This is a genomic window from Nonomuraea aridisoli, assembly GCF_003236395.1.
Taxonomy (GTDB): Bacteria; Actinomycetota; Actinomycetes; order Streptosporangiales; family Streptosporangiaceae; genus Nonomuraea; species Nonomuraea aridisoli.
Genome location: NZ_POUD01000120.1, coordinates 1 through 25,421, shown reverse-complemented (window position 1 = coordinate 25,421; position 25,421 = coordinate 1). Strand labels below are relative to the sequence as shown.

At 73.1% G+C, this 25,421-nt stretch carries 31 protein-coding genes and 2 pseudogenes; 19 read left to right on the top strand and 14 right to left on the bottom strand.

The window, feature by feature from the left end:
- From mbhE to C1J01_RS26095, 6 genes are all read left to right on the top strand, one after another.
- Positions 1–1,723, top strand: a 1,723-nt coding sequence (gene mbhE, locus C1J01_RS26120; protein WP_146615723.1) for a hydrogen gas-evolving membrane-bound hydrogenase subunit E, incomplete at its 5' end; no start/stop codon positions are given.
- A complete protein-coding gene (locus C1J01_RS26115) occupies positions 1,720–2,529 on the top strand; it encodes a Na(+)/H(+) antiporter subunit C (RefSeq protein ID WP_111181614.1) in 810 nt (269 codons plus the stop codon). The genes mbhE and C1J01_RS26115, both read left to right, overlap by 4 nt.
- A gap of 10 nt (positions 2,530–2,539) precedes the next feature.
- Positions 2,540–4,090 carry a Na+/H+ antiporter subunit D gene (locus C1J01_RS26110; protein WP_111181617.1) on the top strand — a complete coding sequence of 517 codons (1,551 nt, stop codon included), beginning with the start codon at positions 2,540–2,542 and terminating at the stop codon, positions 4,088–4,090.
- On the top strand, positions 4,087–4,620 hold the full coding sequence (locus tag C1J01_RS26105) for a Na+/H+ antiporter subunit E (protein WP_111181613.1): 534 nt from the start codon (positions 4,087–4,089) through the stop codon (positions 4,618–4,620). Before C1J01_RS26110 ends, C1J01_RS26105 begins: the two co-directional genes overlap by 4 nt.
- A complete protein-coding gene (locus C1J01_RS26100) occupies positions 4,617–4,877 on the top strand; it encodes an MrpF/PhaF family protein (RefSeq protein WP_111181612.1) in 261 nt (86 codons plus the stop codon). The genes C1J01_RS26105 and C1J01_RS26100 overlap by 4 nt, the downstream gene beginning before the upstream one ends.
- Positions 4,874–5,185 (top strand): cation:proton antiporter, encoded by a 312-nt coding sequence (locus C1J01_RS26095; protein ID WP_111181611.1) that lies wholly within the window; start codon positions 4,874–4,876, stop codon positions 5,183–5,185. Before C1J01_RS26100 ends, C1J01_RS26095 begins: the two co-directional genes overlap by 4 nt.
- Here the strand turns inward: C1J01_RS26095 and C1J01_RS26090 are convergent.
- The 4 genes from C1J01_RS26090 to C1J01_RS26075 are packed head-to-tail and all read right to left on the bottom strand — an operon-like array spanning position 5,149 to position 9,163.
- Positions 5,149–5,631, bottom strand: coding sequence for a DUF6328 family protein (locus C1J01_RS26090; protein WP_111181610.1), 483 nt, complete (start codon positions 5,629–5,631; stop codon positions 5,149–5,151). The genes C1J01_RS26095 and C1J01_RS26090 overlap by 37 nt on opposite strands.
- A 54-nt stretch (positions 5,632–5,685) precedes the next feature.
- A complete protein-coding gene (locus C1J01_RS26085; protein ID WP_111181609.1) occupies positions 5,686–7,710 on the bottom strand; it encodes a xanthine dehydrogenase family protein molybdopterin-binding subunit in 2,025 nt (674 codons plus the stop codon).
- The gene (locus tag C1J01_RS26080) at positions 7,707–8,678 is read right to left on the bottom strand and encodes an FAD binding domain-containing protein (protein ID WP_111181608.1); all 972 of its coding nucleotides are present in this window, start codon (positions 8,676–8,678) and stop codon (positions 7,707–7,709) included. Before C1J01_RS26080 ends, C1J01_RS26085 begins: the two co-directional genes overlap by 4 nt.
- Complete coding sequence (locus tag C1J01_RS26075) at positions 8,675–9,163, bottom strand: (2Fe-2S)-binding protein (protein ID WP_111181607.1); 489 nt, start codon at positions 9,161–9,163, stop codon at positions 8,675–8,677. Before C1J01_RS26075 ends, C1J01_RS26080 begins: the two co-directional genes overlap by 4 nt.
- Positions 9,164–9,277: 114 nt before the next feature.
- Between C1J01_RS26075 and C1J01_RS26070 the strand changes: the two genes are divergently transcribed.
- The 4 genes from C1J01_RS26070 to C1J01_RS26055 are packed head-to-tail and all read left to right on the top strand — an operon-like array spanning position 9,278 to position 14,786.
- Positions 9,278–10,426 (top strand): acetate/propionate family kinase, encoded by a 1,149-nt coding sequence (locus tag C1J01_RS26070; RefSeq protein ID WP_111181606.1) that lies wholly within the window; start codon positions 9,278–9,280, stop codon positions 10,424–10,426.
- The gene (locus C1J01_RS26065; RefSeq protein ID WP_111181605.1) at positions 10,423–11,688 is read left to right on the top strand and encodes an erythromycin esterase family protein; all 1,266 of its coding nucleotides are present in this window, start codon (positions 10,423–10,425) and stop codon (positions 11,686–11,688) included. The genes C1J01_RS26070 and C1J01_RS26065 overlap by 4 nt, the downstream gene beginning before the upstream one ends.
- A 51-nt stretch (positions 11,689–11,739) precedes the next feature.
- The gene (gene recD2, locus C1J01_RS26060; protein ID WP_220040099.1) at positions 11,740–13,875 is read left to right on the top strand and encodes an SF1B family DNA helicase RecD2; all 2,136 of its coding nucleotides are present in this window, start codon (positions 11,740–11,742) and stop codon (positions 13,873–13,875) included.
- Between the two features lie 35 nt (positions 13,876–13,910).
- A complete protein-coding gene (locus C1J01_RS26055; RefSeq protein ID WP_111181604.1) occupies positions 13,911–14,786 on the top strand; it encodes an ADP-ribosylglycohydrolase family protein in 876 nt (291 codons plus the stop codon).
- Between the two features lie 28 nt (positions 14,787–14,814).
- Here C1J01_RS26055 and C1J01_RS52415 read toward each other — a convergent pair whose 3' ends face one another.
- The gene (locus C1J01_RS52415) at positions 14,815–15,021 is read right to left on the bottom strand and encodes a hypothetical protein (RefSeq protein WP_235854673.1); all 207 of its coding nucleotides are present in this window, start codon (positions 15,019–15,021) and stop codon (positions 14,815–14,817) included.
- Between the two features lie 242 nt (positions 15,022–15,263).
- On the opposite strand from C1J01_RS52415, the gene C1J01_RS53185 reads away from it, so the two are divergent.
- Positions 15,264–15,386, top strand: coding sequence for a hypothetical protein (locus C1J01_RS53185; protein WP_268958748.1), 123 nt, complete (start codon positions 15,264–15,266; stop codon positions 15,384–15,386).
- 165 nt (positions 15,387–15,551) lie between these two features.
- Positions 15,552–15,707, top strand: coding sequence for a hypothetical protein (locus C1J01_RS52410; RefSeq protein WP_235854674.1), 156 nt, complete (start codon positions 15,552–15,554; stop codon positions 15,705–15,707).
- A gap of 166 nt (positions 15,708–15,873) precedes the next feature.
- Here the strand turns inward: C1J01_RS52410 and C1J01_RS52405 are convergent.
- The 3 genes and pseudogenes from C1J01_RS52405 to C1J01_RS26045 all read right to left on the bottom strand — a co-directional run.
- Positions 15,874–16,065: pseudogene (locus tag C1J01_RS52405) on the bottom strand (sugar-binding domain-containing protein); the annotation flags it as partial.
- Positions 16,035–16,253 (bottom strand): LacI family DNA-binding transcriptional regulator, encoded by a 219-nt coding sequence (locus C1J01_RS52400; protein ID WP_438943133.1) that lies wholly within the window; start codon positions 16,251–16,253, stop codon positions 16,035–16,037. The pseudogene C1J01_RS52405 and the gene C1J01_RS52400, both read right to left, overlap by 31 nt.
- Before the next feature lie 68 nt (positions 16,254–16,321).
- Entirely contained in the window at positions 16,322–16,912 is a 591-nt protein-coding gene (locus C1J01_RS26045; RefSeq protein ID WP_111181603.1) for a hypothetical protein, read from the bottom strand.
- A gap of 97 nt (positions 16,913–17,009) precedes the next feature.
- Here C1J01_RS26045 and C1J01_RS26040 point away from each other — a divergent pair, with 97 nt between their 5' ends.
- Positions 17,010–17,552, top strand: a complete 543-nt coding sequence (locus C1J01_RS26040) for an RNA 2'-phosphotransferase (protein WP_111181602.1) — start codon at positions 17,010–17,012, stop codon at positions 17,550–17,552.
- 21 nt (positions 17,553–17,573) lie between these two features.
- On the opposite strand, the gene ybiA is transcribed toward C1J01_RS26040, so the two are convergent.
- Positions 17,574–18,146, bottom strand: a complete 573-nt coding sequence (gene ybiA / locus C1J01_RS26035; RefSeq protein WP_111181601.1) for a riboflavin biosynthesis intermediates N-glycosidase — start codon at positions 18,144–18,146, stop codon at positions 17,574–17,576.
- Between the two features lie 161 nt (positions 18,147–18,307).
- Between ybiA and C1J01_RS26030 the strand changes: the two genes are divergently transcribed.
- On the top strand, positions 18,308–18,970 hold the full coding sequence (locus C1J01_RS26030) for a potassium channel family protein (protein ID WP_235854672.1): 663 nt from the start codon (positions 18,308–18,310) through the stop codon (positions 18,968–18,970).
- A 45-nt stretch (positions 18,971–19,015) separates the two neighbouring features.
- Complete coding sequence (locus C1J01_RS26025; protein WP_111181600.1) at positions 19,016–19,459, top strand: CBS domain-containing protein; 444 nt, start codon at positions 19,016–19,018, stop codon at positions 19,457–19,459.
- Positions 19,460–19,469: 10 nt separating this feature from the next.
- Here C1J01_RS26025 and C1J01_RS50115 read toward each other — a convergent pair whose 3' ends face one another.
- The gene (locus C1J01_RS50115) at positions 19,470–19,625 is read right to left on the bottom strand and encodes a hypothetical protein (RefSeq protein WP_181448967.1); all 156 of its coding nucleotides are present in this window, start codon (positions 19,623–19,625) and stop codon (positions 19,470–19,472) included.
- A 165-nt stretch (positions 19,626–19,790) separates the two neighbouring features.
- Between C1J01_RS50115 and C1J01_RS26020 the strand changes: the two genes are divergently transcribed.
- Together C1J01_RS26020 and C1J01_RS26015 are read left to right on the top strand one after the other, a co-directional pair.
- Complete coding sequence (locus tag C1J01_RS26020) at positions 19,791–20,387, top strand: TetR/AcrR family transcriptional regulator (protein WP_111181599.1); 597 nt, start codon at positions 19,791–19,793, stop codon at positions 20,385–20,387.
- 74 nt (positions 20,388–20,461) lie between these two features.
- Positions 20,462–20,827 (top strand): STAS domain-containing protein, encoded by a 366-nt coding sequence (locus C1J01_RS26015; RefSeq protein ID WP_111181598.1) that lies wholly within the window; start codon positions 20,462–20,464, stop codon positions 20,825–20,827.
- Between the two features lie 459 nt (positions 20,828–21,286).
- On the opposite strand, the gene C1J01_RS52395 is transcribed toward C1J01_RS26015, so the two are convergent.
- From C1J01_RS52395 to C1J01_RS52385, 4 genes and pseudogenes are all read right to left on the bottom strand, one after another.
- Positions 21,287–21,799: an MFS transporter gene (locus C1J01_RS52395; protein WP_235854671.1), complete on the bottom strand. Its 513-nt coding sequence runs from the start codon at positions 21,797–21,799 to the stop codon at positions 21,287–21,289.
- An 82-nt stretch (positions 21,800–21,881) separates the two neighbouring features.
- Positions 21,882–22,454 (bottom strand): annotated as a pseudogene (locus tag C1J01_RS53810) (MFS transporter); the annotation flags it as partial.
- A gap of 70 nt (positions 22,455–22,524) precedes the next feature.
- A complete protein-coding gene (locus tag C1J01_RS26005; protein ID WP_111181597.1) occupies positions 22,525–23,103 on the bottom strand; it encodes a TetR/AcrR family transcriptional regulator in 579 nt (192 codons plus the stop codon).
- 162 nt (positions 23,104–23,265) lie between these two features.
- The gene (locus C1J01_RS52385; RefSeq protein ID WP_235854669.1) at positions 23,266–23,418 is read right to left on the bottom strand and encodes a TetR/AcrR family transcriptional regulator; all 153 of its coding nucleotides are present in this window, start codon (positions 23,416–23,418) and stop codon (positions 23,266–23,268) included.
- Here C1J01_RS52385 and C1J01_RS26000 point away from each other — a divergent pair.
- Both C1J01_RS26000 and C1J01_RS25995 read left to right on the top strand, forming a co-directional pair.
- Complete coding sequence (locus C1J01_RS26000; RefSeq protein ID WP_268958747.1) at positions 23,377–24,384, top strand: macrolide family glycosyltransferase; 1,008 nt, start codon at positions 23,377–23,379, stop codon at positions 24,382–24,384. The two genes, C1J01_RS52385 and C1J01_RS26000, sit on opposite strands and share 42 nt — an antisense overlap.
- 36 nt (positions 24,385–24,420) lie before the next feature.
- Positions 24,421–25,392 (top strand): aldo/keto reductase, encoded by a 972-nt coding sequence (locus C1J01_RS25995; RefSeq protein ID WP_111181595.1) that lies wholly within the window; start codon positions 24,421–24,423, stop codon positions 25,390–25,392.
- The last annotated feature ends 29 nt before the right edge of the window (positions 25,393–25,421 follow it).

The following is a 25,421-nucleotide window of genomic DNA, read 5'->3' as shown; positions in this document are numbered from 1 at the left end:
GCTGAGCGGGGTGGGCCGGCGGATGCCGTGGGTGTGCGCGGCGGCCGTGCTCGCGGGCGCGTCGATGGCCGGGCTGCCGCCGCTGGCCGGGTTCGTCGCCAAGGAGGCGGCGCTGGAGGCGTTCCTGGAGGATCCGTTCGCGCTGGCGGGCGTGGTGGCGGGGTCGGCGCTGACCGCGGCGTACACGCTGCGGTTCCTGTGGGGGGCGTTCGCCGCGAAGCCGGGCGTGGCGGCGCGCGAGGTGCACGGGACGCCGGCCGTCATGCACGCGCCGACGGCGCTGCTGTCGGTGCTGGGGCTGCTGCTCGCGCCCCTGGCCTCCTGGTATGCGGGCGCGATGTCCGGCTACACGGGCACCTTCCGCGACCCGGGCCACGAGACGCACCTGGTGCTCTGGGCCGGGTTCTCGCTCCCGCTGCTGCTGTCGGCGGTGGCGCTGGCCGCCGGGGCGCTGCTGTTCCTGGCCGGGGAGCCGCTGGCGCGGGTCGGGGCGGCGCTGCACGCGGTGGACTCCTCCCGGCTGTTCTGGGCGGCCGTACGGCGGCTGGACCGGTTCGCGGTCCAGGCCACCGGGTTCGTCCAGCGCGGCTCGCTGCCCGACTACCTGGTGCTCGCGCTGGCGACCACGGTCGGGGTGGGCCTGTTCTCCGTCGCGTACGGCGGCGCGCCGCACCTGGCACTGCCGGTCGTGGCCTGGCAGCGGCTGGAGCAGCCCATCGTGGCCGTGCTGCTGATCGCGGCGGCGGTGCTGGCGCTGTTCACCCGGGCCTACATCGCGCTCGCCGTCGTCGTCGGCATGACCGGGTACGGCGCCGCGCTGCTGTTCCTCGCCCACGGCTCCCCCGACCTGGCGCTGACCCAGTTCCTGGCCGAGACGCTGAGCCTCGTGATGTTCGCGCTGGTCCTGCGGCGGCTGCCGATCGAACCGCCGAGGGGACGGCTGCGCTTCCGGTTCCGCCTGGCGCTCGGGCTGGCGGTCGGCGTGGTGGCGACGGGCGGGGCCATGCTGGCGATGAGCGCGCGGACGACGCGGCCGGTCGGCGAGTTCATGGGGGCGGCGGCCGAGCGGCAGGGCATCAGCAACATCGTCAGCGCGATCATCCTGGACATCCGCGCCTGGGACACGATGGGCGAGAGCGCGGTGCTGGTCGTGCTCACGCTGGGCGTGACGAGCCTGGTGTTCCTGCGGCGCACGACGTACCGGATCGAGCGGGCCGGGACGCGGGCGCGGCGGGACCGGGGGCCGCACTGGCTGGCCTCCACGCTTCCGCGCGGGCAGTGGGCGCTGGCGTTCGAGGTGGTGGCCACGCTGACGTTCCACACGGTGCTGGTGTTGTCGGTGTTCCTGCTGTTCATCGGGCACAGCGGGGTCGGCGGCGGGTTCGCGGGCGGCATCGTGGCCGGTCTGGCGATCACCGTGCGGTACCTGGCGGGCGGCAGGAACGAGCTGGCCGCGGCCGTGCCGATGCACGCGGGCGTGCTCATGGGGGTGGGGCTGACGCTGTCGACGGCGACCGCGCTGGCCGGGCTGCTGTTCGGCCGCGCGGCCCTGGAGATGCTGGCCACGGACGTGACCGTGCCGCTCGTCGGTCACCTGCACCTGTCCACCAACCTGATCTTCGACCTCGGCGTGTACGTCTCCGTGGTCGGCATGGTGCAGGACGTGCTGCGCGGCCTCGGCGCCGAGCTGGACCGGCAGATCGACGCAGAGGGCGAGTCGTGAGCATCTCCCTGCTGCCCTTCCTGGCCTGCGGCGCGCTGATCGCCGCGGGCGTGACCCTGCTGCTCGAACGGAGCCTGGTGCGGGTGCTGACCGGCGTCATCATGCTGAGCAACGGGGTCAACCTGCTCATCGTCACCTCCGCCGGCGACGCCGGCCGGCCGCCCTTCGTGGGCACGGCGGGCATGGCCGACCCGCTGCCGCAGGCCATGGTGCTCACCGCCATCGTCATCACCCTCGGCGTGACGGCGTTCCTGCTGGCGCTGGTCCACCGCACGTGGCAGCTGTCCGGCACCGACGAGGTCCAGGACGACACCGAGGACCGCCGGATCCGGCTGCGCTCGCGGCGCGGCGAGCTGAGCGACGCCGTACGCGCCCGCCGCGACGCCTACCGGCGGCTGGTGGCCGAGCAGCGGGCCGAGCTGGCGCATCTGGAGGCCGAGCAGGCCGAGCGGGAGCGGCTGCAGGAGGCCGACCTGGAGCAGCGCATCTCCCGCGTGCACACCGAGCTGGAGGAGTGGTCGCGCGGGCTGCGCGAGGAGGGCGTGCCGGAGGAGGAGCTGCACCGCCGCCTGGAGGAGGCCGGGCTACGCGCGGAGCAGGCCGCCATGGACAACGAGGAGCGCATCGAGCAGCTGCGCAAGGAGCACACGCGCGGCCGGGAGGAGCAGGCGGCCAGGGAACGGGACCTGCGCAGGCGGCTCAAGGCCCGCCAGCGGGAGGCGCGCCGTCAGATGCGGGCGGCGATCAGGGAGGAGCGGGAGCGGCAGGCCCTGGCGCAGGATCCTGAGCTGGAAGGCGAGGACTGACCCCGTGTCGCTGGAGAGCCTGATCTGTGTGCCCGTGCTGCTGCCGCTGCTGGCGGCCGGGGTGAAGCTGGCGATCGGGGGGCGGCTGCGCCACCTGCAGGCGTTCATCAGCCTCGGCGCGCTCTGCGTGACGCTGGCGGTGTCGGTGGTGCTGCTGGTCGCGGCCGACAGGAACGGGCCGCTGGTGACGGAGATCGGCGGCTGGGCCGCTCCGGTCGGGATCAGCCTGGTGGCCGACCGGCTGTCCACGCTGGTGCTGGTGGTCTCGCAGGCGGTGACGCTGTGCGTGATGGCGTACTCGGTGGCCAACGCCTACGACCGGCAGGAGCACGACGCTCCCATGGCGATCTTCCATCCGGCGTTCCTCGTGATGGTGGCGGGGGTGAGCGACGCGTTCCTGTCGGGCGACCTGTTCAACCTGTTCGTGGCGTTCGAGCTGCTGCTGAGCGGCTCGTACGTGCTGCTGACGTTCGGCGGCACGGAGTCGCGGATCCGGGCGGGGGCGACGTACACGCTGATGGCGCTGGCCTCGTCGATGTTGTTCCTGATCGCGCTGGCCATCACGTACGCCGCCACGGGGACGTTGTCGATGGCGCAGCTCGCCGTGCGCTTCGGCGGCCTGCCGGAGCAGGTGAAGCTGCTGGTGGAGCTGACGCTGCTGCTGGTGTTCGCGATCAAGGCGGCGATCTTCCCGCTGTCGGCGTGGCTGCCCGACTCCTACCCGACGGCGCCGGCCCCGGCGACGGCGGTGTTCGCCGGGCTGCTCACCAAGGTCGGCGTCTACTCGATCATCCGGCTGGAGGCGCTGCTGTTCCCGGGCGGGCCGGTGGCGGGGCTGCTGATGTGGGTGGCGCTGGCCACGATGCTGGTCGGGGTGCTGGGCGCGGTCGCGCAGACCGACATGAAACGAATGATCTCCTTCACGCTGGTCAGCCACATCGGCTACATGGTGTTCGGCGTCGCGCTGTCCACGGTGGCGGGCCTGGCGGGGGCCATCTTCTACGTGGTGCACCACATCACCGTGCAGACGACCCTGTTCCTGGTGGCGGGCATGATCGAACGGCGCACCGGCACGACGTCGGTGAACCGGCTGGGCGGGCTGATGAAGGCGACGCCGCTGATCGCCGTGCTGTTCTTCGTGCCCGCGATGAACCTGTCCGGCATCCCGCCCCTGTCGGGGTTCCTGGGCAAGCTCATGCTCGTGCAGGCCGGGCTGGGCGCCGGCGGCTGGCACGCGTTCACGCTGGTGGCCGGGAGCCTGGTGACGAGCCTGCTGACGCTGTACGCGGTCGCGAAGACGTGGGGCAAGGCGTTCTGGCGTCTCCCGCGCGAGGACCGGGTGGGCACGGTGGTGGAGAGCGAGGAGGCCACCGGTGAGGAGCCGACCGTGACGACGGTCGCGCTGCCGGCGGCGCTGCCGCTGTCGGTGACGGCCCTGGTCGCGCTCGGGCTGACGTTCACGGTGCTGGCGGGGCCGCTGTCGGGGCTGGCGCAGCGCGCGGCCGGCGAGCTGATGGCGCGCGATCCGTACATCTCGGCCGTCATGGGGAGGCAGGAGTGAACCCTGAGCGGCTGGCGCCGCGGTTGTTCGGCCGGCGGGTGCCGCTGGTGCTGGTGGCCTGGCTGGCGGCGGTGTGGGTGACGTTGTGGGGAGACCTGTCGGTGGGCAACGTGCTCGGCGGGCTGGTGGCCGGGCTCGTGGTGACGTGGCTGCTGCCGATGCCGGTGCTGGACCCGGGGCTGCGGCTGCGGCCGGTCGCGCTCGTGGTGTTCCTGGTGTGGTTCGCCTGGGACCTCGTGCTCTCGACCGCGCGGGTGGTGTTCTGGGTGGCGCACCCGGGCCGGCCGCCGTCGCAGATCGTCCGCACGCCGCTGCGGACGACGTCCGACTCCATGGTGGTGCTGATCCTGGTCGCGCTGAGCACGGTGCCCGGCACGCTCGTCCTGGAGGTGGACGAGCGGGAGCTGGTGGTGCACGTCCTGGGCCGGCGGGAGGACGCGACGGAGATCGCGCGGGCGGACGTGGCGGAGCTGGAGTCGCGGATCGTGCGGGCGTTCGGCACCCGCCGCGACCGGGAGGAGCTCGGATGACGGCGGTGTACGTGGTGACGCTCGTGCTGCTGGCGTGCGGGGCGGCGGCCTCGCTCTACCGGCTGGCGCGCGGGCCGTCGATGCTGGACCGGGCGGTGGCGCTCGACGTGCTGACGGCGTTGTCGATGTGCGGCGTCGGGGCGTTCGCCGTGGCCAGGGACGACTACTCCGACCTGCCGATCCTGCTGGTGCTGTCGCTGCTGGGGTTCGTCGGCGCGGTGTCGCTGGCGCGGTTCTACTCGGGGAGATCCCGGTGAGCGCGTTCGACGTGGCTGCGGCGGTGTGCCTGCTGACCGGGGCGGCGCTCGCGCTGACGGCGGGCGTCGGGCTGATGCGCTTCGGCACCACCCTGGACCGCATGCACGCCGGGACGAAGCCGCAGGTCCTCGGCGTGCTGATGGTGCTGCTGGCGATGTGGCTGCACCGGCCCTCCTGGGTCTACGCCGGGCCGCTGCTGCTGGTGGGGGCCGCGCAGGTGGTCACCGTGTCGGTGGCGGCGTACATGGTGGCGCGGGCCGACCACCGCGGTCAGTCCGCCGGCGACGACGGCTCGCCGGACGAGTGATCCGAGCGGTTGAGCGCCGCCTGCCCGAACCACGTCCACAACGACAGCGCGGCGAGCGCGCCCGCGGTGATCCAGGCGAGCACCGCGTCGAACAGGTAGTCGATCACGAACATGGTGGACGTCGTCATCGACACCGCCAGGGCCAGCGCGCCGAAGATGCCGTAGAAGTTGGAGCGGCGTACCAGGGTCTCCTTGCGGCCCTGGCGGAACAGCACGCGGTGCTGCGCGGTCGGCGCGATGTAGCAGATCGACGCGACCGCGGCGCTGACCAGCGCCGCGTAGTACAACCACCGGTCCGTCTGGTCGAGCCGGGCGAACGCGGAGGAGAACGGCACCGTCAGCAGGAACGCGAACAGCACCTGCACCCCGGTCACCGCGACGCGCGCGCCCTGCAGTAATTCGACGAAGTTCCGGTCCGCGCGCTCCTCGTGCGACTCGTTCTTCACGTGTCCCGCCTCCCGCCTGCCAACGAGAGACTTCTTCTTCCTTGCCGAGGAAGGCTAAAACATCAAGATCTTGCCCGGCGTGATGGGAAGTTCGCGCACGCGGTGACCGGTGGCGTGGTAGACCGCGTTGCCGATGGCGGCGGCCGTGCCGACGATGCCGATCTCGCCGATGCCCTTGCTGGCCATCGGGTTGAGCTCGGAGTCGCGCTCGTCGAGCCAGACCGCCTCCACGTCCAGCACGTCGGCGCAGGCGGGCACGTGGTACTGGGCGAGGTCGCGGCGCAGGAAGCCGCCGAACTCCTCGTCGGTGAGCGTCTCCTCCATCAGCCCCATGCCCATGCCCATCGTCATGCCGCCGATGAACTGCGACCTGGCCAGCTTGGCGTCCACGATCCGGCCGGCGGCGAAGACGCCGAGCAGGCGCGAGACGCGCACCTCGCCGGTGACGGAGCTGACCCGCACCTCGGCGAACTGGGCGCCGAACGCGTGCCGGGAGAACGCGGCGTCCCCCTGAACCTCCTCCGTGGTGTCGGCGGTGCCCTCCCTGCCGTCGCTCTTGAGCTCCTCGCAGGCGCGCACGACCGCCGACCCCCACGACGCGGTGCCCATGGAGCCGCCCGCGACGGGCGCCTCGGGCAGGTCGCTGTCGCCCAGCTCCACGTGCACCCGCTCCGGGGCGAGGCCCAGCGCCTCCGCCGCGATCCTGGTCAGCGCCGTGCGCGCGCCGGTGCCGATGTCGGCGGCGGCCACCTGGACGAGGACGTCGCCGTCGTCCTGGACCACGGCCCTGGCCTTCGACGGGCTGCGCCGGGCCGGGTAGGTGGAGGCGGCCACGCCGGTGCCGATCAGCCACTCCCCCTCGCGCCGGACGCCCGGCGCCGGGTCGCGCTGCTCCCAGCCGAAGCGGTGGGCGCCCTCGCGCAGGCAGCCCACCAGGTTGCGGGAGCTGAACGGCAGCCCTCTGTCGGGCTCGGTCTCCGGCTCGTTGACGATCCGCAGCTCGACCGGGTCCATGCCGAGGGCGTAGGCCAGCTCGTCCAGCGCGGACTCCAGCGCGTACATGCCGGGGCACTCGCCGGGGGCGCGCATCCACGACGGGGTGGCGACGTCCAGCCGGACCAGGCGGTGCGCGGTGCGCAGCGCGGGCGCGGCGTACATGATGCGGGTCGGGGTGGCGGTCTGCTCCGCGAACTCCTCCAGGGTGGAGGTCTGCTCGTAGGCGACGTGCTCCAGCGCCGTCAGCCGGCCCTCGGCGTCCGCGCCGATGCGCAGCCGCTGGATCGTGGGCGTGCGGTAGCCGGTGACGTCGTACATCTGCTGCCTGGTCAGCACGAGCTTGACCGGGCGGCCGACAGCTCTGGCGGCCATCGCGGCCAGCACCGCCTGCGGCCGGGTGGTGCCCTTGGAGCCGAATCCGCCGCCGACGTGCCGGGACACCACGCGCACCCGCTCCTTCGGCAGGCCGAACACCTTGGCCAGGGTGTTCCGGCTCAACGTGGTGCCCTGCGCGGTGTCGTACACCAGGAGCCGGCCCTCGTCGTCCCAGGAGGCCAGGGCCGCGTGCGGCTCCATCGGGTTGTTGTGCAGGACGGGCGTCTCGTAGGTGACGTCGACGACGGCGGCCGCCCGCGCCAGGCCGGCCTCGATGTCGCCCTTCTCGGTGTCGGTCGGGTAGGCGGGGTTGACGTGGTCCGGCTTGTAGAGGCCGGGGTGGTCGGCGCGCAGGCTCACGTCGTGGTCGTCGGGGTCGTAGTCGACGCGGACGACCGCGGCGGCGGCCCGGGCGTTCTCGTAGGTGTCGGCGACCACGGCGGCGACGATCTGGCCGCGGTAGGCGACCTCGCGACTCTGGAACAGCGCCAGCTCGCCGGCGCCGGAGGCGAGCGGCGGCGGGTCCTCTCCGGACAACACGGTGAGCACACCCGGCATGGCGAGCGCGGCCTGGGCGTCCACGTGCCGGACGCGGCCCTTGGCGATCTGCGACTGCACGGGGAAGGCGTAGGTGACGTTCTCGACCGGGTACTCCGCCGCGTACGTCGCCAGGCCGGTGACCTTGACGCGGCCCTCGATGCGGTTCACGATGCCAGCCCCTCCAGCGTGGAGACGATCAGGTTGCGCGTCAGCGGCACCTTGTAGGCGTTGCGTGGCAGCGGACCGGCCTGTTCGAGCTCGGCCTCGGCGGCCCGCAGGAACGCCTCCCCGGTCGCGGGCCCGCCGATCAGGGCCTGCTCGGCGCGCTCGGCCCGCCAGGGCGCGTGCGCCACGCCGCCGAGGGCGATGCGGCAGCCGGCGACCACGCCGTCTTCGCCGACGTCCAGCACCGCGGCGATGGACACCAGCGCGAACGCGAACGACGCCCGCTCGCGGACCTTGCGGTAGACGGTGGCGCCGGTGGGCGGGGGCGGCAGCTCCACCGCGGTGATGAGGTCGCCGGGTTCGAGGACGGTGTCGCGTTCCGGCTCCTCGCCGGGCAGGCGGTGCAGCCCCGGCATCGGGATGATGCGGTCGCCGCCCGGCCCGGTGACGTGCACCTCGGCCTCGAGCGCGGCCAGGGCCACCGCCATGTCGGACGGGTGGGTCGCCACGCACGCCTCCGAGGCGCCGAAGATGGCGAGGTTGGTGTGGTCGCCGGCGATCGCCGGGCAGCCGGAGCCTGGGCGGCGCTTGTTGCACGGCCTCGTCACGTCCTGGAAGTACGCGCAGCGGGTGCGCTGCAGCAGGTTGCCGGCCACCGTGGCGACGTTGCGCACCTGCCCGGACGCCCCGGTCAACACCGCCCTGGCCAGCATGGGGTAGCGGGCGCGGATCATCGGGTCGACCGCCAGGTCGGTGTTGCGCACGGCCGCGCCGACGCGGACGCGGTCGCGTACGGACTCGATCGTGTCGAGCGGCAGGCGGCTGACGTCGACCAGCCGGTCGGGCTCGGCCACGCCCAGCCGCATGAGGTCGACCAGGTTGGTGCCGCCGCCGAGGTACATGGTGCCGGGGGCGTACTCGCGCACGGCCTGGGCCGCGCTGGCGGCGCGGGTGTAGTCGAAGGGCTTCACCGGGCCACCTCGGAGATCGCGGTGACGATGTTGACGTACGCGCCGCACCGGCACAGGTTGCCGCTCATGCGCTCCCTGATCTCCTCGGGCGTCAGGCCGGGATCGACGAGGAGGTCCTCGGTGACGGCGCTCGGGCCGGGCTCGCCCAGCATCCCGGCCGCCGAGCAGAGCTGGCCCGGCGTGCAGTAGCCGCACTGGAAGGCGTCGTGCTCGATGAAGGCGGCCTGCAGGGGGTGCAACTCGTCGCCGTCGGCCAGCCCCTCGACGGTGGTGACCTCGGAGCCGTCCACCGCCACGCCCAGCGCCAGGCACGACAGGGCGCGCCGACCGTCGATCAGGACCGTGCAGGCGCCGCACTGCCCGTGGTCGCAGCCCTTCTTGGCGCCGATGAGCCCGAGGCGTTCGCGGAGCAGGTCCAGCAGCGACATCCGCGGGTCGACGTCCACCGTGCGTGGTCTGCCGTTCACCTGCAGGGTGATTTCCATAGGCGCACGACTACCCGAGGGGCAGAGGGGACAACCCCTGACCCCGGTAAAGCCGATGGTTCCGGACGTTCCAGGCGTTCGTTTCGCCGGGACGCCGGCGGGTAGCCGGGCGGCATGGGCTGGGCAGCGGGCGAGGAGATGAGTGAGCCGGCGGCGATCCTCACGGTCAACGCGGGCTCGTCGAGCCTGCGCCTCGACCTCGTCCAGGGCGGGTGCGTGCTGGACAGCGCGCGCAGCGAGCGGGCGGCCGAGCCCGGCTCGGCCCGGGAGGATCTGGCGTCGTTCCTCGGCGGCCACTTCGACCGTGACGTCCGCGCGGTGGCGCACCGCGTGGTGCACGGCGGCGACCTGGTGCGGCAGCCCACTGTCGCGGACGACGAGACGGCGGACGCCCTGCGCGGCCTGATCCGCCTGGCCCCGCTGCACCTGCCGCCCTCGCTGGCCCTGCTGCAGGCGGCCCGCGAGCAGTTGCCGGCCGTCCCGCACGTGATCTGCCCCGACACCGCCTTCCACGCCGGCCTGCCGGACGCCGCCGCCACGTACGCGCTGCCGCGCGAGTGGCGTGAGCGGCACGGCCTGCGCCGTTACGGCTTCCACGGCGTGTCGTACGCCTGGGCCGCCGACCGGGCCTGCGAGCTGCTCGGCCGTCCGGCGGACGAGCTGAGCCTCGTGCTGGCGCACCTGGGCGGCGGCTGCTCGGTGTGCGCGGTCTCCGGCGGACGCAGCCTGGACACCTCGATGGGCTTCACGCCGCTGGACGGGCTGCCCATGAGCAAGCGTTCGGGCAGTGTGGACCCGGGGATGCTGGTGTGGCTGCTGTCGGAAGGCCACCTGTCGGTCGAGGAGCTGGCCGAGGGGCTGCAACGCCGTTCCGGACTGCTCGGCCTGTCGGACGGGCGCTCCGGCGACACCCGCGATCTGGTCGCGGCCGAACGGGACGGCGACGAGGCCGCCGCGCTGGCGCTGCGCGTGTTCGCCCACCGGGTGAGCCGGGAGATCGCCGCCGCGGCCACCTCGCTCGGCCGGATCGACGCGCTGGTGTTCACCGGCGAGATCGGCTGGAACCAGCCCGAGGTGCGCGAGGCCGTGTGCCGCCGCCTCGGCCTGCTCGGCGTCGAGCCGCCCGTGCTCGGCAACCGCACCGACGACGGGGCGGTCAGCGCGGAGGGCGCCGCCGTGCCCGTCCTGGTGGTGCAGGTGCGTGAGGAGCTGCAGCTCGCCCGCGAATGCCTGCGGGTCCTCGCGGAGGAGGACGCGGCATGACGGACCTCGCGGAGATACGCCGCGCGGCGCTCCCGCTCATGGCTGCGCAGGACCTCGGCCCGCTGGTCGAACGGGTCGGCGAGGCCACGTTCGTGCTGATCGGCGAGGCCAGCCACGGCACCCACGAGTTCTACGCCTGGCGGGCCGAGCTGACCCGCCGGTTGATCGCCGAGAAGGGGTTCGGCTTCGTCGCGGTCGAGGGCGACTGGCCCGACTGCCGGCGCGTGCACCACGCGGTCACCACCGGCGCCGACCCCTTCGAGGCCCTGTACTCCTTCGAACGCTGGCCGACGTTCATGTGGGCCAACGAGGAGGTCGTGGACTTCTGCCGCTGGCTGCGGCGCTGGAACGCCGGCCGGCCGCCCGGGGAGCGCTGCGGCTTCCACGGCCTGGACGTCTACAGCCTGTGGGACTCGCTGCACGCCGTCCGCCGCTACGCCGCCGCCCACCTGCCGGAGCAGATGGAGACGGTGATGGAGGCCATGCGCTGCTTCGAGTCCTACGGCCACGACGCGGAGCGGTACGGGCTGGAGACCCGCCTGGTGCCGGACAGCTGCGAGGACGAGGTGGTGAGCATGCTGGCCGGGGTGGCCGGCACCGCGCCGGGCGGCGAGGGCGGCCTCGGGGTGCGGCAGAACGCCGAGGTCGTCGCGGGGGCCGAACGCTACTACCGGGCCATGGTGCGCGGCGGGCCCGACTCCTGGAACATCCGCGACGTCCACATGGCCGACACCCTCGACCGGCTGGCCGACTTCCACGGGACCAGGGGCGTGGTGTGGGCGCACAACACGCACGTCGGCGACGCCCGCGCCACCGACATGGCCGCCGCCGGGCTGACCAGCCTCGGGCAGCTGGTCCGCGAACGGCACCGCGAGGACGTCGTGCTCATCGGTTTCGGCACCCACCGGGGCACGGTCATGGCCGGCGAGCGGTGGGGCGCCCCGCACCGGAGGATGCCGGTGCCGCCGGCGCGCTCGGCGTCGCTGGAGGCGCTGCTGCACGAGGCGCTGCGCGGCCACGACGCCCTGTTCCTGGTGCCGCCCGCCGGGCTGCGGGCCGAGTGGTACGACGAGCCGATGGCGCACCGGGCGATCGGCGTCGTCTACCGGCCGGAGCGGGAGCGGTGGGGCAACTACGTGCCGACCATCGTGGGCCGCCGCTACGACGCCTTCCTGTGGGTGGACGAGACCACCGCCGTGCGCCCGCTGCACGGCGAGCCCGCCGCCGACGCCGAGCCGGAGACGTACCCGACGGCCATGTGAGCGGGTTGGTCGGTGCCGGATCTGTCGGTGCGGGGTGGTTGGATCGGTGCCGTGGAGGCTTCGGTCGAGCAGCTCGTCTACGTCCGCGACGACGCGTACACCGTGGCGCGCATGAGCGCCGACGGCGTGCCCGGCTTCGTGGCGACCGGGCGGGCGCTGGCCGGCGTGCAGCCGGGTGAGACGCTGCGGCTGTTCGGCGACTGGAGCACGCACGCGCGTCACGGCAGGCGCTTCGCCGTCACCGGGTGCGAGCGGGTCACGCCGTCGTCGGTGCGGGCGATCCGCGTCTACCTGGGGTCGGGGCTGATCCGGGGCATCGGGCCGCGCCTGGCGTACGCGATCGTCGACCACTTCGGGGAGAACACCCTCAAGGTCATCGACGCCGAGCCCGAGCGGCTCACCGAGGTGGTCAACATCGGGCCGCTGCGGCAGGCGCAGATCGTGCAGGCGTGGCAGGAGCAGAAGGCCATCGCCGCGCTGATGGTGACGCTGCAGGGGCTCGGCGTCAGCCCGCTGCTGGCGGCGAAGATCTACCAGGCGTTCGGCTCCGACGCCGACGAGGTGCTCGCCACCGACCCCTACCGCCTCATCGGGCGGGTCAGGGGCGTCGCGTTCCGCGTCGCCGACCGGATCGCGCTGCAGGCGGGGGTGCCCGAGCGCAGCCCCCAGCGGGTCAAGGCTGCGCTGCTCGACCGGCTGGAGGCGGCCGGCAGCCGCGACGGCCACTGCTACGTTCCGGTGTCGGCGCTGGTCAGGCAGGCGGCCGAGCTGATCGAGCAGGACCAGGATCTGGTGCGGCCGGTGGTCGACGCGCTGGCGGCCGAGCGGCGGCTGGTGCTGGAGGCGGCACCCGACCAGCCGGGCCAGGTGGTGGCGTACGCGAAACACGTCCACAGCCGCGAGGTCGCGCTGGCGGCGCAGCTCGCCGCCCTGCTGCGGGCGCGTTCGACGCTGCCGTTGCGCGCCTACCAGGAGGATCCCTCGCTCCACGACGACCAGCGCGCGGCCGTCACCATGGCGCTGACGAGCACGGTGTCGGTCATCACCGGCGGGCCGGGCTGCGGCAAGAGCCACACGGTCAAGGCCATCGCGACCACCGTGCGGGCCGCGGGCGGCTCGGTGACGCTCACGGCGCCGACCGGCAAGGCCGCCAAGCGGCTGTCCGAGCTGACCGGCATGCCCGCGATGACCGTCCACCGCATGCTGGCCCAGCAGGAGGCCGACCCCGACCCCGAGACGCTCTTCGACGAGCGGCCCGCGCAGGCCGACCTGGTCGTCGTCGACGAGGCGTCCATGCTCGACCTCCACCTCGCCACCCGGCTCACCGCCGCCGTGCGGCCCGGCAGCCACCTGCTGCTCATCGGCGACAGCGACCAGCTGCCGAGCATCGGCGCCGGCGACGTCCTGGCCGACCTGCTGCGGGTGGCGGCGGTCCCGCGCGTGCAGCTCACCCACGTCTTCCGGCAGGCGTCCGGCAGCGGCATCGTCGAGGCCGCCCACCGCGTCCGGGCCGGGCGGCTGCCGGCGCTGCCGGGCGGGGGCGGGTTCTGGTTCGAGGAGCTCGACGACCCCGTGCGGGTGGCCGAGCGGGTGGCCCACCTGGCGATGGTGGCGATCCCCCGCAAGCAGGGCGTCCCGCCGGGTCAGGTGCAGGTGTTGTGTCCGATGCGCAAGGGCGAGACGGGCGCCACGGCCCTCGGGCGGCTCATCCAGGAACGGCTCAACCCGGCGGCCGACGACAAGCCCGAGCACTGGTCGGGGTCCACGGTGTTCCGGGTCGGCGACCGGGTGATGCCGATCCGCAACAACTACGACAAAGGCGTCTTCAACGGAGAGACCGGCACGGTGACGGCGGTGGTGCCCGAGGAGCGCGTGATCGAGATCCGCACCGACGACGGCGAGACCGTGCGCTACGGGTTCGACGAGCTCGACGACCTGACCCACGCGTACGCGATCAGCGTGCACCGGTCGCAGGGCAGCGAATACCCGTTCGTGGTGGCGCCGATCGTGGCCGAGTCCGGCGGCATCATGTTGCGCCGCAAGCTGCTCTACACCCTGGTGACCCGTGCCAAGGCGTGGGTGGTCCTGGTGGGCCAGCGCGAGGCCCTGGAGCTCGCCGTCCACCGCCTCGGCCACCGTCGCAACACCGGCCTGCCCCGCCGCCTCGCGCTCACCCTCGACGCGTGACCCCCGTCATCCGCCGCGTGCCACAATGGGCGGCGATGGCAGGAGATCCTCTGGAGCGGGCGACCGCCTCCCTTCGCGGGCTGCTCGTGGGTGACGCTCTCGGGTCGCAGTTCTTCGTTCCGGGCAACCGGCCGGCCCTGGCCGAGCGGTCGCTGCCGCCGGGGCCGTGGCAGTGGACCGACGACACCGAGATGGCCTGCTCCGTCCACCGCGTCCTGGCCGAACGCGGCCGCATCGACCAGGATCTGCTCGCCGCCTCCTTCGCCGCCCACCACGACTTCGACCGCGGGTACGGCCCCGCGACCGGGCGGATGTTGCGCCTCGTCCGCGAGGGCGGCGACTGGCGGGCGCTGGCGTCCGAGCTGTTCGACGGCAAGGGGTCGTGGGGCAACGGCGCGGCCATGCGGGTGGCGCCGCTCGGCGCGTGGTTCGCCGGCGACCTGCCGCGGGCGGCGGCGCAGGCGCGGTTGTCGGCCGAGGTCACGCACACGCATCCCGAGGCGGTGGCGGGCGCGATCGCCGTCGCGGTGGCCGCGGCCGTCGCCGCCGGCGATCCGCGGCCGACCCCCGGCGGGCTCATCGACCAGGTGCTCGGCCACACGCCGCCCGGCCTCGTACGCGACGGGATCGCTCAGGCGCGCAGGCTGCTGACGATCAGCGACCCGGTGCTCGCCGCCCGGGCCCTCGGCAACGGCCGCGAGGTCTCCGCCCAGGACACCGTCCCCTTCACGCTGTGGGCCGCCGCCCGCAACCTGGGCGACTTCACCGCCGCGTTCTGGACGACGGCCACGGCCGGCGGCGACGTCGACACGACGTGTGCGATCGTCGGCGGGATCGTCGGCTCCCGCACGCCGCCACCGCCGCGCTGGCTCGCCGAGTCGGAGCCCCCTCCGCCCTGGGCGCACGTGTGACGCGGCGCCCGTTCTCCGTGAACGTGAGTCACCGTTCGCAGGCGGCGGGGCGGGATTGCACGGCGCGGATGCGCTCGACGTCGAGCTTGGTCGTCCGGTCGAAGCGGTAGATGCCGTTCTGCTCCTGGAGCACGTCGGTCAGCTGCGTGTAGCAGTAGCCGAACATGTCCGGGTCGTTCAGCAACGTCTCGGTCAGGCCGGCGTAGCGGGCGTGGAACTCCTCCTCGGTGCGCACCCGCTGCCCGTACCCCCAGGAGCTCTCGCGGTTGGCGTCCTCCTGCTCGGTCCCGGCGAGCTCGGGGTTCCACCAGATGCCGCCGTACTCGCTGACGAAGTACGGCTGGCCGCGGTAGGCAACGGAGATGGGCCGGTCGGGCGCGCCGTTGACGAAGGGGTCGTTCTTGCCCAGACCGCTCAGCTGCCCGGCGAACGCGGCGGGGTCCTGCTCGTAGTTGTGGGAGTCGTAGAACGGGGCGGGTGGCGTCGGCGAGCTTCGTGGCCAGGAACATGCCGCGGGCGACGTCGTCGAGCCGGGTGACGTGGTCGTCGATCGGCTGGCTGGTCTCGTTGAGCGGGCACCAGCCGATGATCGAATGGTAGAGGAACCGCTCCTCGAACACCTTCTGGTGCAGGCGCGCCCCGTTGAAGCCCGCCGCCATCGACAGCTCGATGTCCCGCAGCAGCGCGGCGTCGCTGGGCGCGGTCATGAGGCCGTCCGGGTAGTACCCCTGGTCCAGCACGAGCCGCAGGAAGACCGGGCGGCCGTTGAGGAGCACGCGTCTGCCGTCGATCGCGATCGAGCGCAGCCCGGCGTACGCGCCCACGGTGTCCGTGACGGCGACGGTCACGCGGACCGCGCTGCCGGGACGGTTGCCGGACAGCGGGACGACGACGGTGAAGGAGGCGCGACGTCGGGCGTGATGCGCGGGCGGGCGCAGGTGCACCTCGGGGACGGGCTCCAGCCACACCGTCTGCCAGATCCCGGTCGTACGGGTGTAGAGGCAGTCGAAGTTCCGGTACCGGGTGGACTGCTTGCCGCGCGCCTGGGGCCCGTGGCGGGGTCGCGGGCGCGTACCACGACGGTGGCGTCCTCACCGGGGCGCGCCACGGCCGACAGGTCGGCGGTGAACGGGGAGAAGCCGCCGCGGTGGCGGGCCACCTCGACGCCGTTCACCCACACCGTGGCGTCGTGGTCGACGGCGCCGAAGTGCAGCAGCGTCCGGCGGCCCGCCCACTCGGCCGGGATCGTCACCGTACGGCGGTACCAGACGGCCTCCATGAAGCCGGGTTGGGGACGTAGCCGAGCCTGGCCATGGCGTCGAGCACGCGCTGGCGCGTCTCCGGGCGGACGAACTCGTAGTTGTTGACGACGTTGGAGACCGTGCGCTGGGAGACACCGGCGACCCGCGCCACGTCGTGCATGCTCACGGCCATGAAGTCCGGCACCCCACCCGGTGTCGGGGACAACGGCCTTCATCGTAGTGTTCGGCCTCTCGTGCCCTCACCGGGTTTTCCGGCCGCCGGGCGCGGCCGGCCTACCGGTGGCCGGGCGGGAAGGTGCGGTCGTAGGCGAGGGTGAACGTGCGCCTGACCCAGCCGGCGCCGCGCGGGTCACCGTCCGGGTCCGGGATGACGCCCTCGAGGATCGCGGCGCGTATGCCGGCGACCTCCGCCGAGCGGTCGCGCCGGGCGACCACGTGGCCCGCGTCGAGGACGAGCTCGACGACGTGCGCGTACTTCCAGCCCGGGACGAAGCCCATGTCGGCGTCCTCCACGAGGTCGCGCCCGGCCAGCAGCCGGCCAGAGAACGGCACCGCCACCTCCAGCGGGGCCGCGGTGAACGAGCCGTCGCCGGGATTCTCGGCGACCTCCGTGCCGAACACCGTCACGCCGCGGCCGATCGGGCGGCCGGCCACCGTGGCGTGCGGGCCCAGCGTCAGCTCCCGCAGCGCCAGGCGGTCGTGCTCGGTCGTGTACGAGCAGACGTAGCCGCGGTAGCAGGCCGTGTGGAACGGCCCCGGGACGAGGTCGTGCTCGACGGGGTCGAAAAGCGGATCTCCGTCGACGGCGGCCAGGGCATGGCGGCCACCGGCGATGTCGATCGTGTCCGGGATCTGCGCGGTCACCGGGAGAAAATCTCATGCCCGCCCGGCGTGGCGGGAACGTTGAGACTCTTTCGTAATCCGCTTGGCCGCACGGCCGGTGCGAGGCACGATGACATCGATGGACGAGCGGCGCATGACGCGCATTTCCAAATACCTGGCCCGGCATCTGCGCCACGATCCGCAACGCATCGGGCTCGTGCTCGACCCCGCCGGCTGGGTGGAGGCGGACGCGTTGCTGCGGGCCGCCGCCGAGCACGGGTTCCCGATCTCCGCCGAGGAGTTGCGGGAGGTGGTGGCCGCCAACGACAAGCGCCGCTACACGCTCGAGGACGGGCGGATCCGGGCGAACCAGGGGCATTCGGTGCCGGTGGACCTCGGCCTGCCGGTCACCGAGCCGCCCGAGGTGCTCTACCACGGCACCGTCGGGCGGTTCGTGGCGGCGATCCGCGACGAGGGCCTGCGGCCGATGAGCCGGCACCACGTGCACCTGTCGCCGGACCGGGAGACGGCCACGCGGGTGGGCGCCCGGCGGGGTGCGCCCGTGGTGCTGGTGGTGGCGGCGGGCGCGATGCACCGCGACGGGCACGCGTTCCGGCGCAGCGCGAACGGCGTCTGGCTGGCCGACCACGTCCCGCCCCGCTACCTCCGCTTCCCGTCCTGACCCCGCCCGCGGGCGGGGGTGTCAGGCGCGGGCGCGCAGGGTGGCGCGGGCGGCCATCAGGGCGAAGCCCAGCAGGTTGAGGCCCTGCCAGGTGGCCGGGGAGGCGGCCCGCTCGTCGGCGGCCGTGAGGCCGATCCCCCACACGCGGTCGCGCGGGCTCGCCTCCACCAGGACCCGGTTCGCGGTGCCCAGCAGGAAGTCCCTGAGCGGCGGATGTTGCCCGAACTTGGCCACGTTGCCCCGCACCACGATGTCGAAGCGGTGCCTCTCCCAGGTGGCCTGGTCGAAGCCGCGCACGGCACGGCCGAGTTCCTTGGCCTCTCCCGGGTGCCCCGCCGCGAGGATCCCGGCGGCGCTCTCCTCGTCCCCGAACAGCCACGCCTTGTGCGCCATCATGTAGTGCTCGGCGGAGGCGTACGTCCGCCCGTCCTCGGTGAACGTGACCGGCCACCACTGGCTGAGGCATCCGGGCCCCACGCCGCCGTCCCGCGCGGGCTGGTGGCCCCAGAAGAAGAGGTACTTGAGGCGACGGCCGGACCTCTCCGCCGCGATCGCCTCGTCGACCGTCATGGGCAGGGACGACTCATCTGACATGTCCCCCACGGTGTCACATGCCGCCCCTCAAGATCGCATGGTTTTGCCGTCAAGGACGGGTAAGTACGGTGGCCCTCCGGGGCACTGTTACGGTAGGGCCCTGCGCCCGGAGCCCCGCCGGAGGATCCCATGAGGGCGCCACACCGAGGAGCGAGTCATCGTTGGCTGAGTACAAGGGCGACCCGGTGGTCGTCATCGGCCTGGGCCGGTTCGGCACGTCGCTGGCGCTGGAGCTCACCCGGCGCGGCACCGAGGTCCTGGCCATCGACAACCGGCCGAAGATCACCCAGAGCCTCGCGGGACAGATCACCCAGATCGCGACCGCCGACGCCACCGACATGGAGGCGCTGCGCCAGCTCGGCGTGCCCGACTTCTACCAGGCGGTGGTCGCGGTGGGCAGCGACATCGAGGCCAGCATCCTGACCACGTCGCTGCTGGTCGAGCTGGAGATCAACGACATCTGGGCCAAGGCGATCAGCACCCAGCACGGCCGCATCCTGAGCCGCATCGGCGCCCACCACGTCGTCTTCCCCGAGCACGACATGGGCGAGCGGGTGGCCCACCTGGTGAGCGGGCGCATGCTCGACTACATGCAGGTCGACGAGAACTTCGCGCTGGCCAAGACCACCCCGCCCAAGGAGTACGTCGGCGTGCCCCTGGGCCGCTCCAATCTGCGCCGCAAATACGGCGTCACCATCGTGGCGGTCAAGCCCTCCGGCGAGGACTTCACCTACGCCACGGCCGACACCGAGCTGTCCTACGGCGACGTGGTGCTCGTCTCGGGCCGCACCGAGCAGGTCGAGCGCTTCGCCGAGCTGCCGTAGGCCGCGGGCGGAGCCCGTTGGCTAGGCTGGTGACGGAGGCCACCGATGCGCACACGCGATCTCGCCGTCGAGTACCCGACGGTCACCATGGACACCCCCGCGATAGAGGCCGCCAGGCTGCTGGCCGAGCAGGACCTCCCCGGGCTGATCCTCGTCGACGGTGACGGGCGGCCGCTCACCATCCTGCCCGGCACCCAGGTGCTGCGGCTGGCCGTGCCGGGCTACTGCCAGGACGACCCGGCGCTGGCCCGGGTGGTGGACGAGGCCCACGCCGACCGGTTCCTGCACCGGCTCGACGGCAAGACCGTCCGCCAGTGCCTGCCGGAGCAGCCGCGCGAGCTGCCGGTGGCCGACACGACGGCCACCGTGCTGGAGCTGGCCGCGCTGATGGCCCGCACCCGCAGCCCGGTCGTCGCCGTGGTCGAGAACGAACGCCTCGTCGGCGCCGTCACCCTCCAGTCGCTGATGGACCGGGCCCTGGAGCTCTGACCGGCGCCGTTCAGGCCGTGGGGAAGCCGACGGCGAACGCGCGCTGCAGGCAGTGCCACGCGGCGGTGGTCAGCAGGCCCTTCGTCGCCGTCTCGGCCCCCTCCGCCTCGATCTTGCGGTAGATCGCCGAGGCCGCGCCGGGGACGTCTCCCGCGAGGTCCGCCACCGCCGCGCTCCAGCGGCGCGCGAGCTCCTGGACTGCGGGGTCGGCCGGGTCGGTGCCGCGTTCGGCGTGCGCGGCGGCCTCGGCGGCCAGGCCCGCGACGTCCCGTCAGGGGTAAGCCTCCTGCCCCCGGACCCGCACGACCAGGCACGGTCGTAGGGTGGGCATATGGTGAAGACGGCTGCACGACAGCCCGTACCGGCCCGGCGCGCGGACGCCGAGCGCTCGATCGCCGCGATCCTGGAGGCGGGAACGCGGCTGCTCAGCGCCGATCCGACGGCCAGCGTCGCGGACATCGCCAAGGCCGCGGGGGTCGGCCGGGTCACCCTGTACGGTCACTTCCCGTCGCGCGAGGCGCTGGTCGACGCGGTGCTCGACCACGCGGTGCGCATGGCCGACGACGTGCTGGAGGACGAGTCGATCGACACCGCGCCCGCTCCGGAGGCCATGGCCGGGCTGCTGGGCCGCGCGTGGGAGATCCTCGACCGGCACCGCCGCCTGTTCCTGGCCGCCGACCGGACCCTGGCCACCGAGCGCATCCGCGAGCACCACGAGCGGCCGCTGCGGCGGGTGGAGCGGCTCATCGCGCGGGGGCGGCGCGAGGGAGACTTCCGTACGGACCTGCCGCTGCCGTGGCTGGTGACGGTGTTCTTCTCGGTCGTCCACAGCGCCGCGCAGGAGCGGGAGGCGGGGCGGCTCGCGGCGGACGAGGTCGAGCGGGTGCTGGTCCAGACGATGTTGTCACTCCTCCGCCCCGGGGAGTGAGCAGGATGTCGCGGGCGACCTCCACGGATTATGCTTCGTTGATGATGCATGTTCCGCGGGCGGTGAGCCCGTAGATGCCGTCGCTGAGGCTGGCGCACCGGCATCTGACCGGCGTGACAGTGATCATCGTCTGCGGTGAGATGGACGCCACCAACCGGGGGCAGATCGAGCGCTACCTCAGCGAAGCTCGGCGCGCGCCCTCCGACGCGGTGGTGTTCGACCTGTCCGAGGTGCCGTTCATGGACAGCTCGGGCCTGCACGCGCTGCTGACGTGCGCCACCGACTGTCTCAGGCACGGCGGCGCGATCCACCTGGCCGCCGTGCAGCGGCTGCCCGCCCGGCTGTTCGAGATCACCGGCGTGGTGGCGCACATCCCGATCCACGACACGGTCGACGACGCCGTCGCCGCGGCGCTGGCGCCGTTCAAACGTTCGCTCTGACATGAAAGAGAGCCGGCGGCTTCAGCCGCTCGGCTCTCACAGGGCTGGACTACCACCAGAAGTCGTCGTCCCAGAATCCCCAGCCACCCCACCACCTGCGACGGCGGCGGCAGGAGCGGCGGCGACGCCAGCGGCGCGGGCATCCCCCTTGGTGGAAGCCAACCTGGGACACATGCGGACTAGCCATGGTTCCTCCCCCGTTGGTTGATTTCCACAAACGACGCTAGCACCCAAATCGTGACAAATCATGCAATATTCACTCATTTCACACAGCCTTGACGGGACCCCTCAAACCATCACGTAACTGCAAAATTGGTTGATTTTCGAACTACATCGGGCGGGGCGGGAAGCGGGAGGTCGCGGCGTCATCCCCCGGCATCCGGCCCCATCGAGGCTCCGGGCCCGCCTCGCTACGCAAAGCCCAGGTCGGCCCATCCCCGCCCGCGGGGTGCGCGCGGGTCACGGGCGCGACGCCGACCGCACGTGGGTGTGGCGCCAGGCGTAGGCGCTCAGGGCGAGTCCCGCGAGGGTGACCGCGGCGCCGGCGAGGTAGAGGGCGGGCAGGCCGAGGCCCGTGCCGATGACGCGGCCGCCCAGCCATCCCGCGAAGGCGGCGGCGAGCTGGTAGGCGGAGGCGTTCACCGCCATGGCGAGGGTCGGCGCGGCGGCGGCGGTGGCGAGCACCCGCGCCTGCATGCCGGGGATCACCGCGAACCCGAGCGCGCCGACGGCGAGCACCATCACCGCGGTGGCCGCCATGCTGCCGCTGACCGCCCACATCACGACGAGCCCGGCCGCGAGCGCAGCGAGCAGCCCGAGCTGCGAGCGCCGGGGCGCGAGGTCGGCGAGCCGGCCGCCGGCGAGGTTGCCGGCCGCCGCGCCGACCCCGTACACGAGCAGGAGGACGGCGACCGCCCCGGCGGCGAACCCGGTGACGCCGGTGGCCAGCGGCGCGAAGAACGTGAAGACCATGAGCAGCCCCCGTGTTCGCCACGGCGGTCACGGCGATGGCGAGCCGCACGTCACGCTTGCGCAGCACCCGCAGCTCGGCCAGGGCGGAGGTGGCGGGGGCGGCGTCGCGGACGTCCGGCACCAGCCGCGCCGTCAGCGCGAACCCGGCCGCGCAGCAGAGGGCGACGGCCAGGAACGCGGCCCGCCAGCCATGCCGCTCGCCGATGAACGTGCCGATCGGCGCGCCGAGGATCATCGCCAGGTTCATGCCGAACACCAGCCGCGACACGGTCGACGCCCGCCGGTCGGGCGCCGCGGCGGAGACCGCGATGACGACCGCGTTGGCGAAGAACGTCGAGGTCACCAGGGCGGTGACGATCCGGGCGGCGAAGAGCACGGGGTAGGAGGGCGCGAGCGCGGAGGCGAGGTTGCCCGCGATCGCGACCGCGAGCAGGACCATGACGAGCGGCTTGCGCGGGAACCTGGTGGTGAGCGCCGTCAGCAGCGGCCCGCCGGCGACCATCCCGATGGCGTACGCCGTCACCAGCAGCCCGGCGGCGGGGATGGACACCGCGAGGTCGCGGGCCACGCCGGGCAGGATGCCGGCGATGACGAACTCTCCGGTCGTGATGCCGAACACGCACACCACCAAGGACGGCACGGCCGCAGGTCTCATGACTCCCACTTTCTTTACAGATCAGTACAGAACTGGTGCGGCACACGGCGCGACCCCCTTGGGGAAGGGATCACAGAGCGGCGACGGCCCCTTCCACGACGTCGAGCAGCGCGTCGCGGTCGTCGGTGACCTTGGCGAGCACCCGCAGCCCGTAGTAGGCGCTCTGGAACGCCCGCGCCACCTGCTCCGGCGGCCTGCTGGACGACAGCTCGCCGGTGCTCTGGCCGACCCGCACCAGCCGCAGAACGGCCTGGTCCAGGTCGGTGAACTGGCGGCGGACGAGCGCGGCGACGGACTCGGTGCGCCCACTGGACTCGGTGGCGGCGTTGAGCGCGAGGCAACCGCGGCGGCCGGGGTCGTTCATGTCGGCGTCGATGACGCCGAGCATCAGCTCCCGCAACCGGTCCTTGACCGGCCCCGGGCGGTCCAGCATCTCGAGCTGGGCCTGCGCCCAGGTGTCGGCGTAGCGGCGGATCGCGGCCTCGTACAGGCGGTGTTTGCTGCCGAAGGCGTTGTAGAGGCTGCCGCGGCCGAGCCCGGTGCGGGCGCACAGGTCGTAGGTGGAGGCGGCCTCGTACCCCTTCTCCCAGAACACCTCCATCGCGGCGTCGACCACTGCCTCATGGCTGAACTCACGCGGCCTGCCCATGACAGGAGGCTAGCGCGTTATGTACACATCAGTAAAGAACGGCCAGCCGGTCGAGGTGGTAGCGGACCACGGCGAGCGCCTCGGCGGGCTCGCGGACGCCCTGGGCGATCAGCTCGGCCACCCGCTGGTGCAGCCACCGGTCGCCCTCGCGCAGGTCGCCGATCAGCTCGGGCGCTCCCCCGCCTCGCCCATCCCGGCCACGATCCGCTCGGTGACGCGCTCGCCCAGGTAGCGGACCACGTAGCGGAGCATCTCGTCCTTGCTGCCGAAGTAGTGCCGCACGGAGCCGAGCGACATGCCCGCCTCGGCCGCCACGTCGCGCAGCCTGGCCTGGTCCGCGCCATGGGCCTGTTGCTGGAGGAGACCAAGGCCGCCCTGGCCCAGCTCGACCGGGGCGAGCGGCCCGACCTCGTGGTCCACGACGGCACGCTGTGCTGGTGGGGGCGCATCCTGGCCGATCGCCGGCAGGTGCCCTCGGTCGAGACCTGGCCCAACCTGGTCAACAACGACCACTGGTCGATGCACCACGAGTACACGACGGTCAACCCGCTCAGCTTCGGCTTCCTGCGCACGGGGATGCGCCTGGCCCGGTTCCTGTGCAAGGAGGGGTTCAGTGACGTGCAGGCGTTCCTGCGGGGCGATCGGGCGGCGGTCCGGCTGGTGATGCTGCCGCGGGCCTTCCAGTACGCGGGCGAGACGTTCGGCGACAACTACGTGTTCGTCGGGCCGGGCCTGAGCGAGCGGACCGTCGAGGGCGGCTGGGAGCCGCCGGGCGACGGGCGCCCGGTGCTGCTGGTCTCGCTGGGCACCGCCTACAACGAGCGGCCGGATTTCTACCGTACGGTGCTGGAAGCCGCGCGCGACCGGCCCTGGCACGTCGTCCTGGCCGTCGGCAGGGCGGACCCGGCGAGTCTGGGCCCGATCCCGCCCAACGTGGAGGTGCACGCGCACGTGCCGCAGCTGGCCGTGCTCCGCCACGCCCGGGCGTTCGTCACCCACGCGGGCATGGGCAGCACGATGGAGAGCATGCACTTCGGCGTGCCCATGGTGGCGGTGCCGCAGATGGCCGAGCAGCGCGCCAACGCCGACCGCATCGCCGAGCTGGGCCTGGGCCAGGCACTGCCCGCCGGCGGGAGCACCGGCGCGGCCCTGTGGCAGGCGGTCGAGGAGGTGGCCGGCGACGAGCGCGTACGCGAGCGGCTGCGCTGGATGCGGGGCGAGCTGGCCGCCGCCGGAGGGGCCGCCGCGGCGGCGGACGAGGTGGAGAGAGTGCTTAACTGAGCACGGCAAATCCGGATCTTCCGCGAAAGGTCACTCTTGGACTACGAACGTCAGCCGTACCGCAGGTGCGGCCGCAGCGGCCTGCTCCTGCCCGCCGTGTCCCTCGGCCTGTGGCACAACTTCGGTGAGGGCAAGACCCTCGAAAGTCAGCGCGCCATCCTGCACCGGGCGCTCGACCTCGGCATCACCCACTTCGACCTCGCCGACCGCTACGGCCCGCCGATCGGCGCCGCCGAGTCGGCGCTGGGCCGGATCCTGCCCAGGTCGCTGCGCGACGAGGTCGTCATCACCACCAAGGGCAGCAACCCCATGTGGGACGGCCCGTACGGCAAGGGCAACTCGCGCAAGCACCTGCTGGCCACGCTCGACCGCTCGCTGGCCCGCCTGGGCCTGGACTACGTGGACATCTTCTACCTGCACCGGGAGGACCCGGACACCCCGCTGGAGGAGCAGGTCGCCACGCTCGACCACATGGTCCGCACCGGACGCGCCCTGTACGTCGGCGTCTCCAACTTCTCGCCGGAGAGCACGGCCGAGGCGGCGCGGCTGCTGCGCGGCCTCGGCACCCCGCTTCTGGTGCACCAGCCGCCCTATTCGCTGCTCGACCGGAGGATCGAGGAGTCGCTGCTGGGCGTGCTGGAGCGCGAAGGGGTCGGGTGCGTGGTGTACTCGCCGCTGGCGCAGGGCCTGCTGACCGACCGTTACCTCGACGGCATCCCGGCCGACTCGCGGGCGGCCGAGGGCCGCTTCCTGACGCCCGACCGGGTGACGCCGCAGGTGCTGACGTTCGTGCGGACGCTGGCGGAGCTGGCCGAGTCGCGGGGGCAGACGGTGGCGCAGCTCGCGCTGGCCTGGGCCCTGCGCGACCCGCGCGTCACGTCGGTGCTCGTGGGCGCCTCCAGCCCGGAGCAGCTGGAGGCGAACGTGGCCGCCGTGGACCGGCTCGACTTCACCTCCGAGGAGCTGGCCGCCATCGACCACGCCGCCAAGGAGGCCGCGGCCGGGTGAAGCCGGGGGCGGGCAGCGGCCTCCTTGGC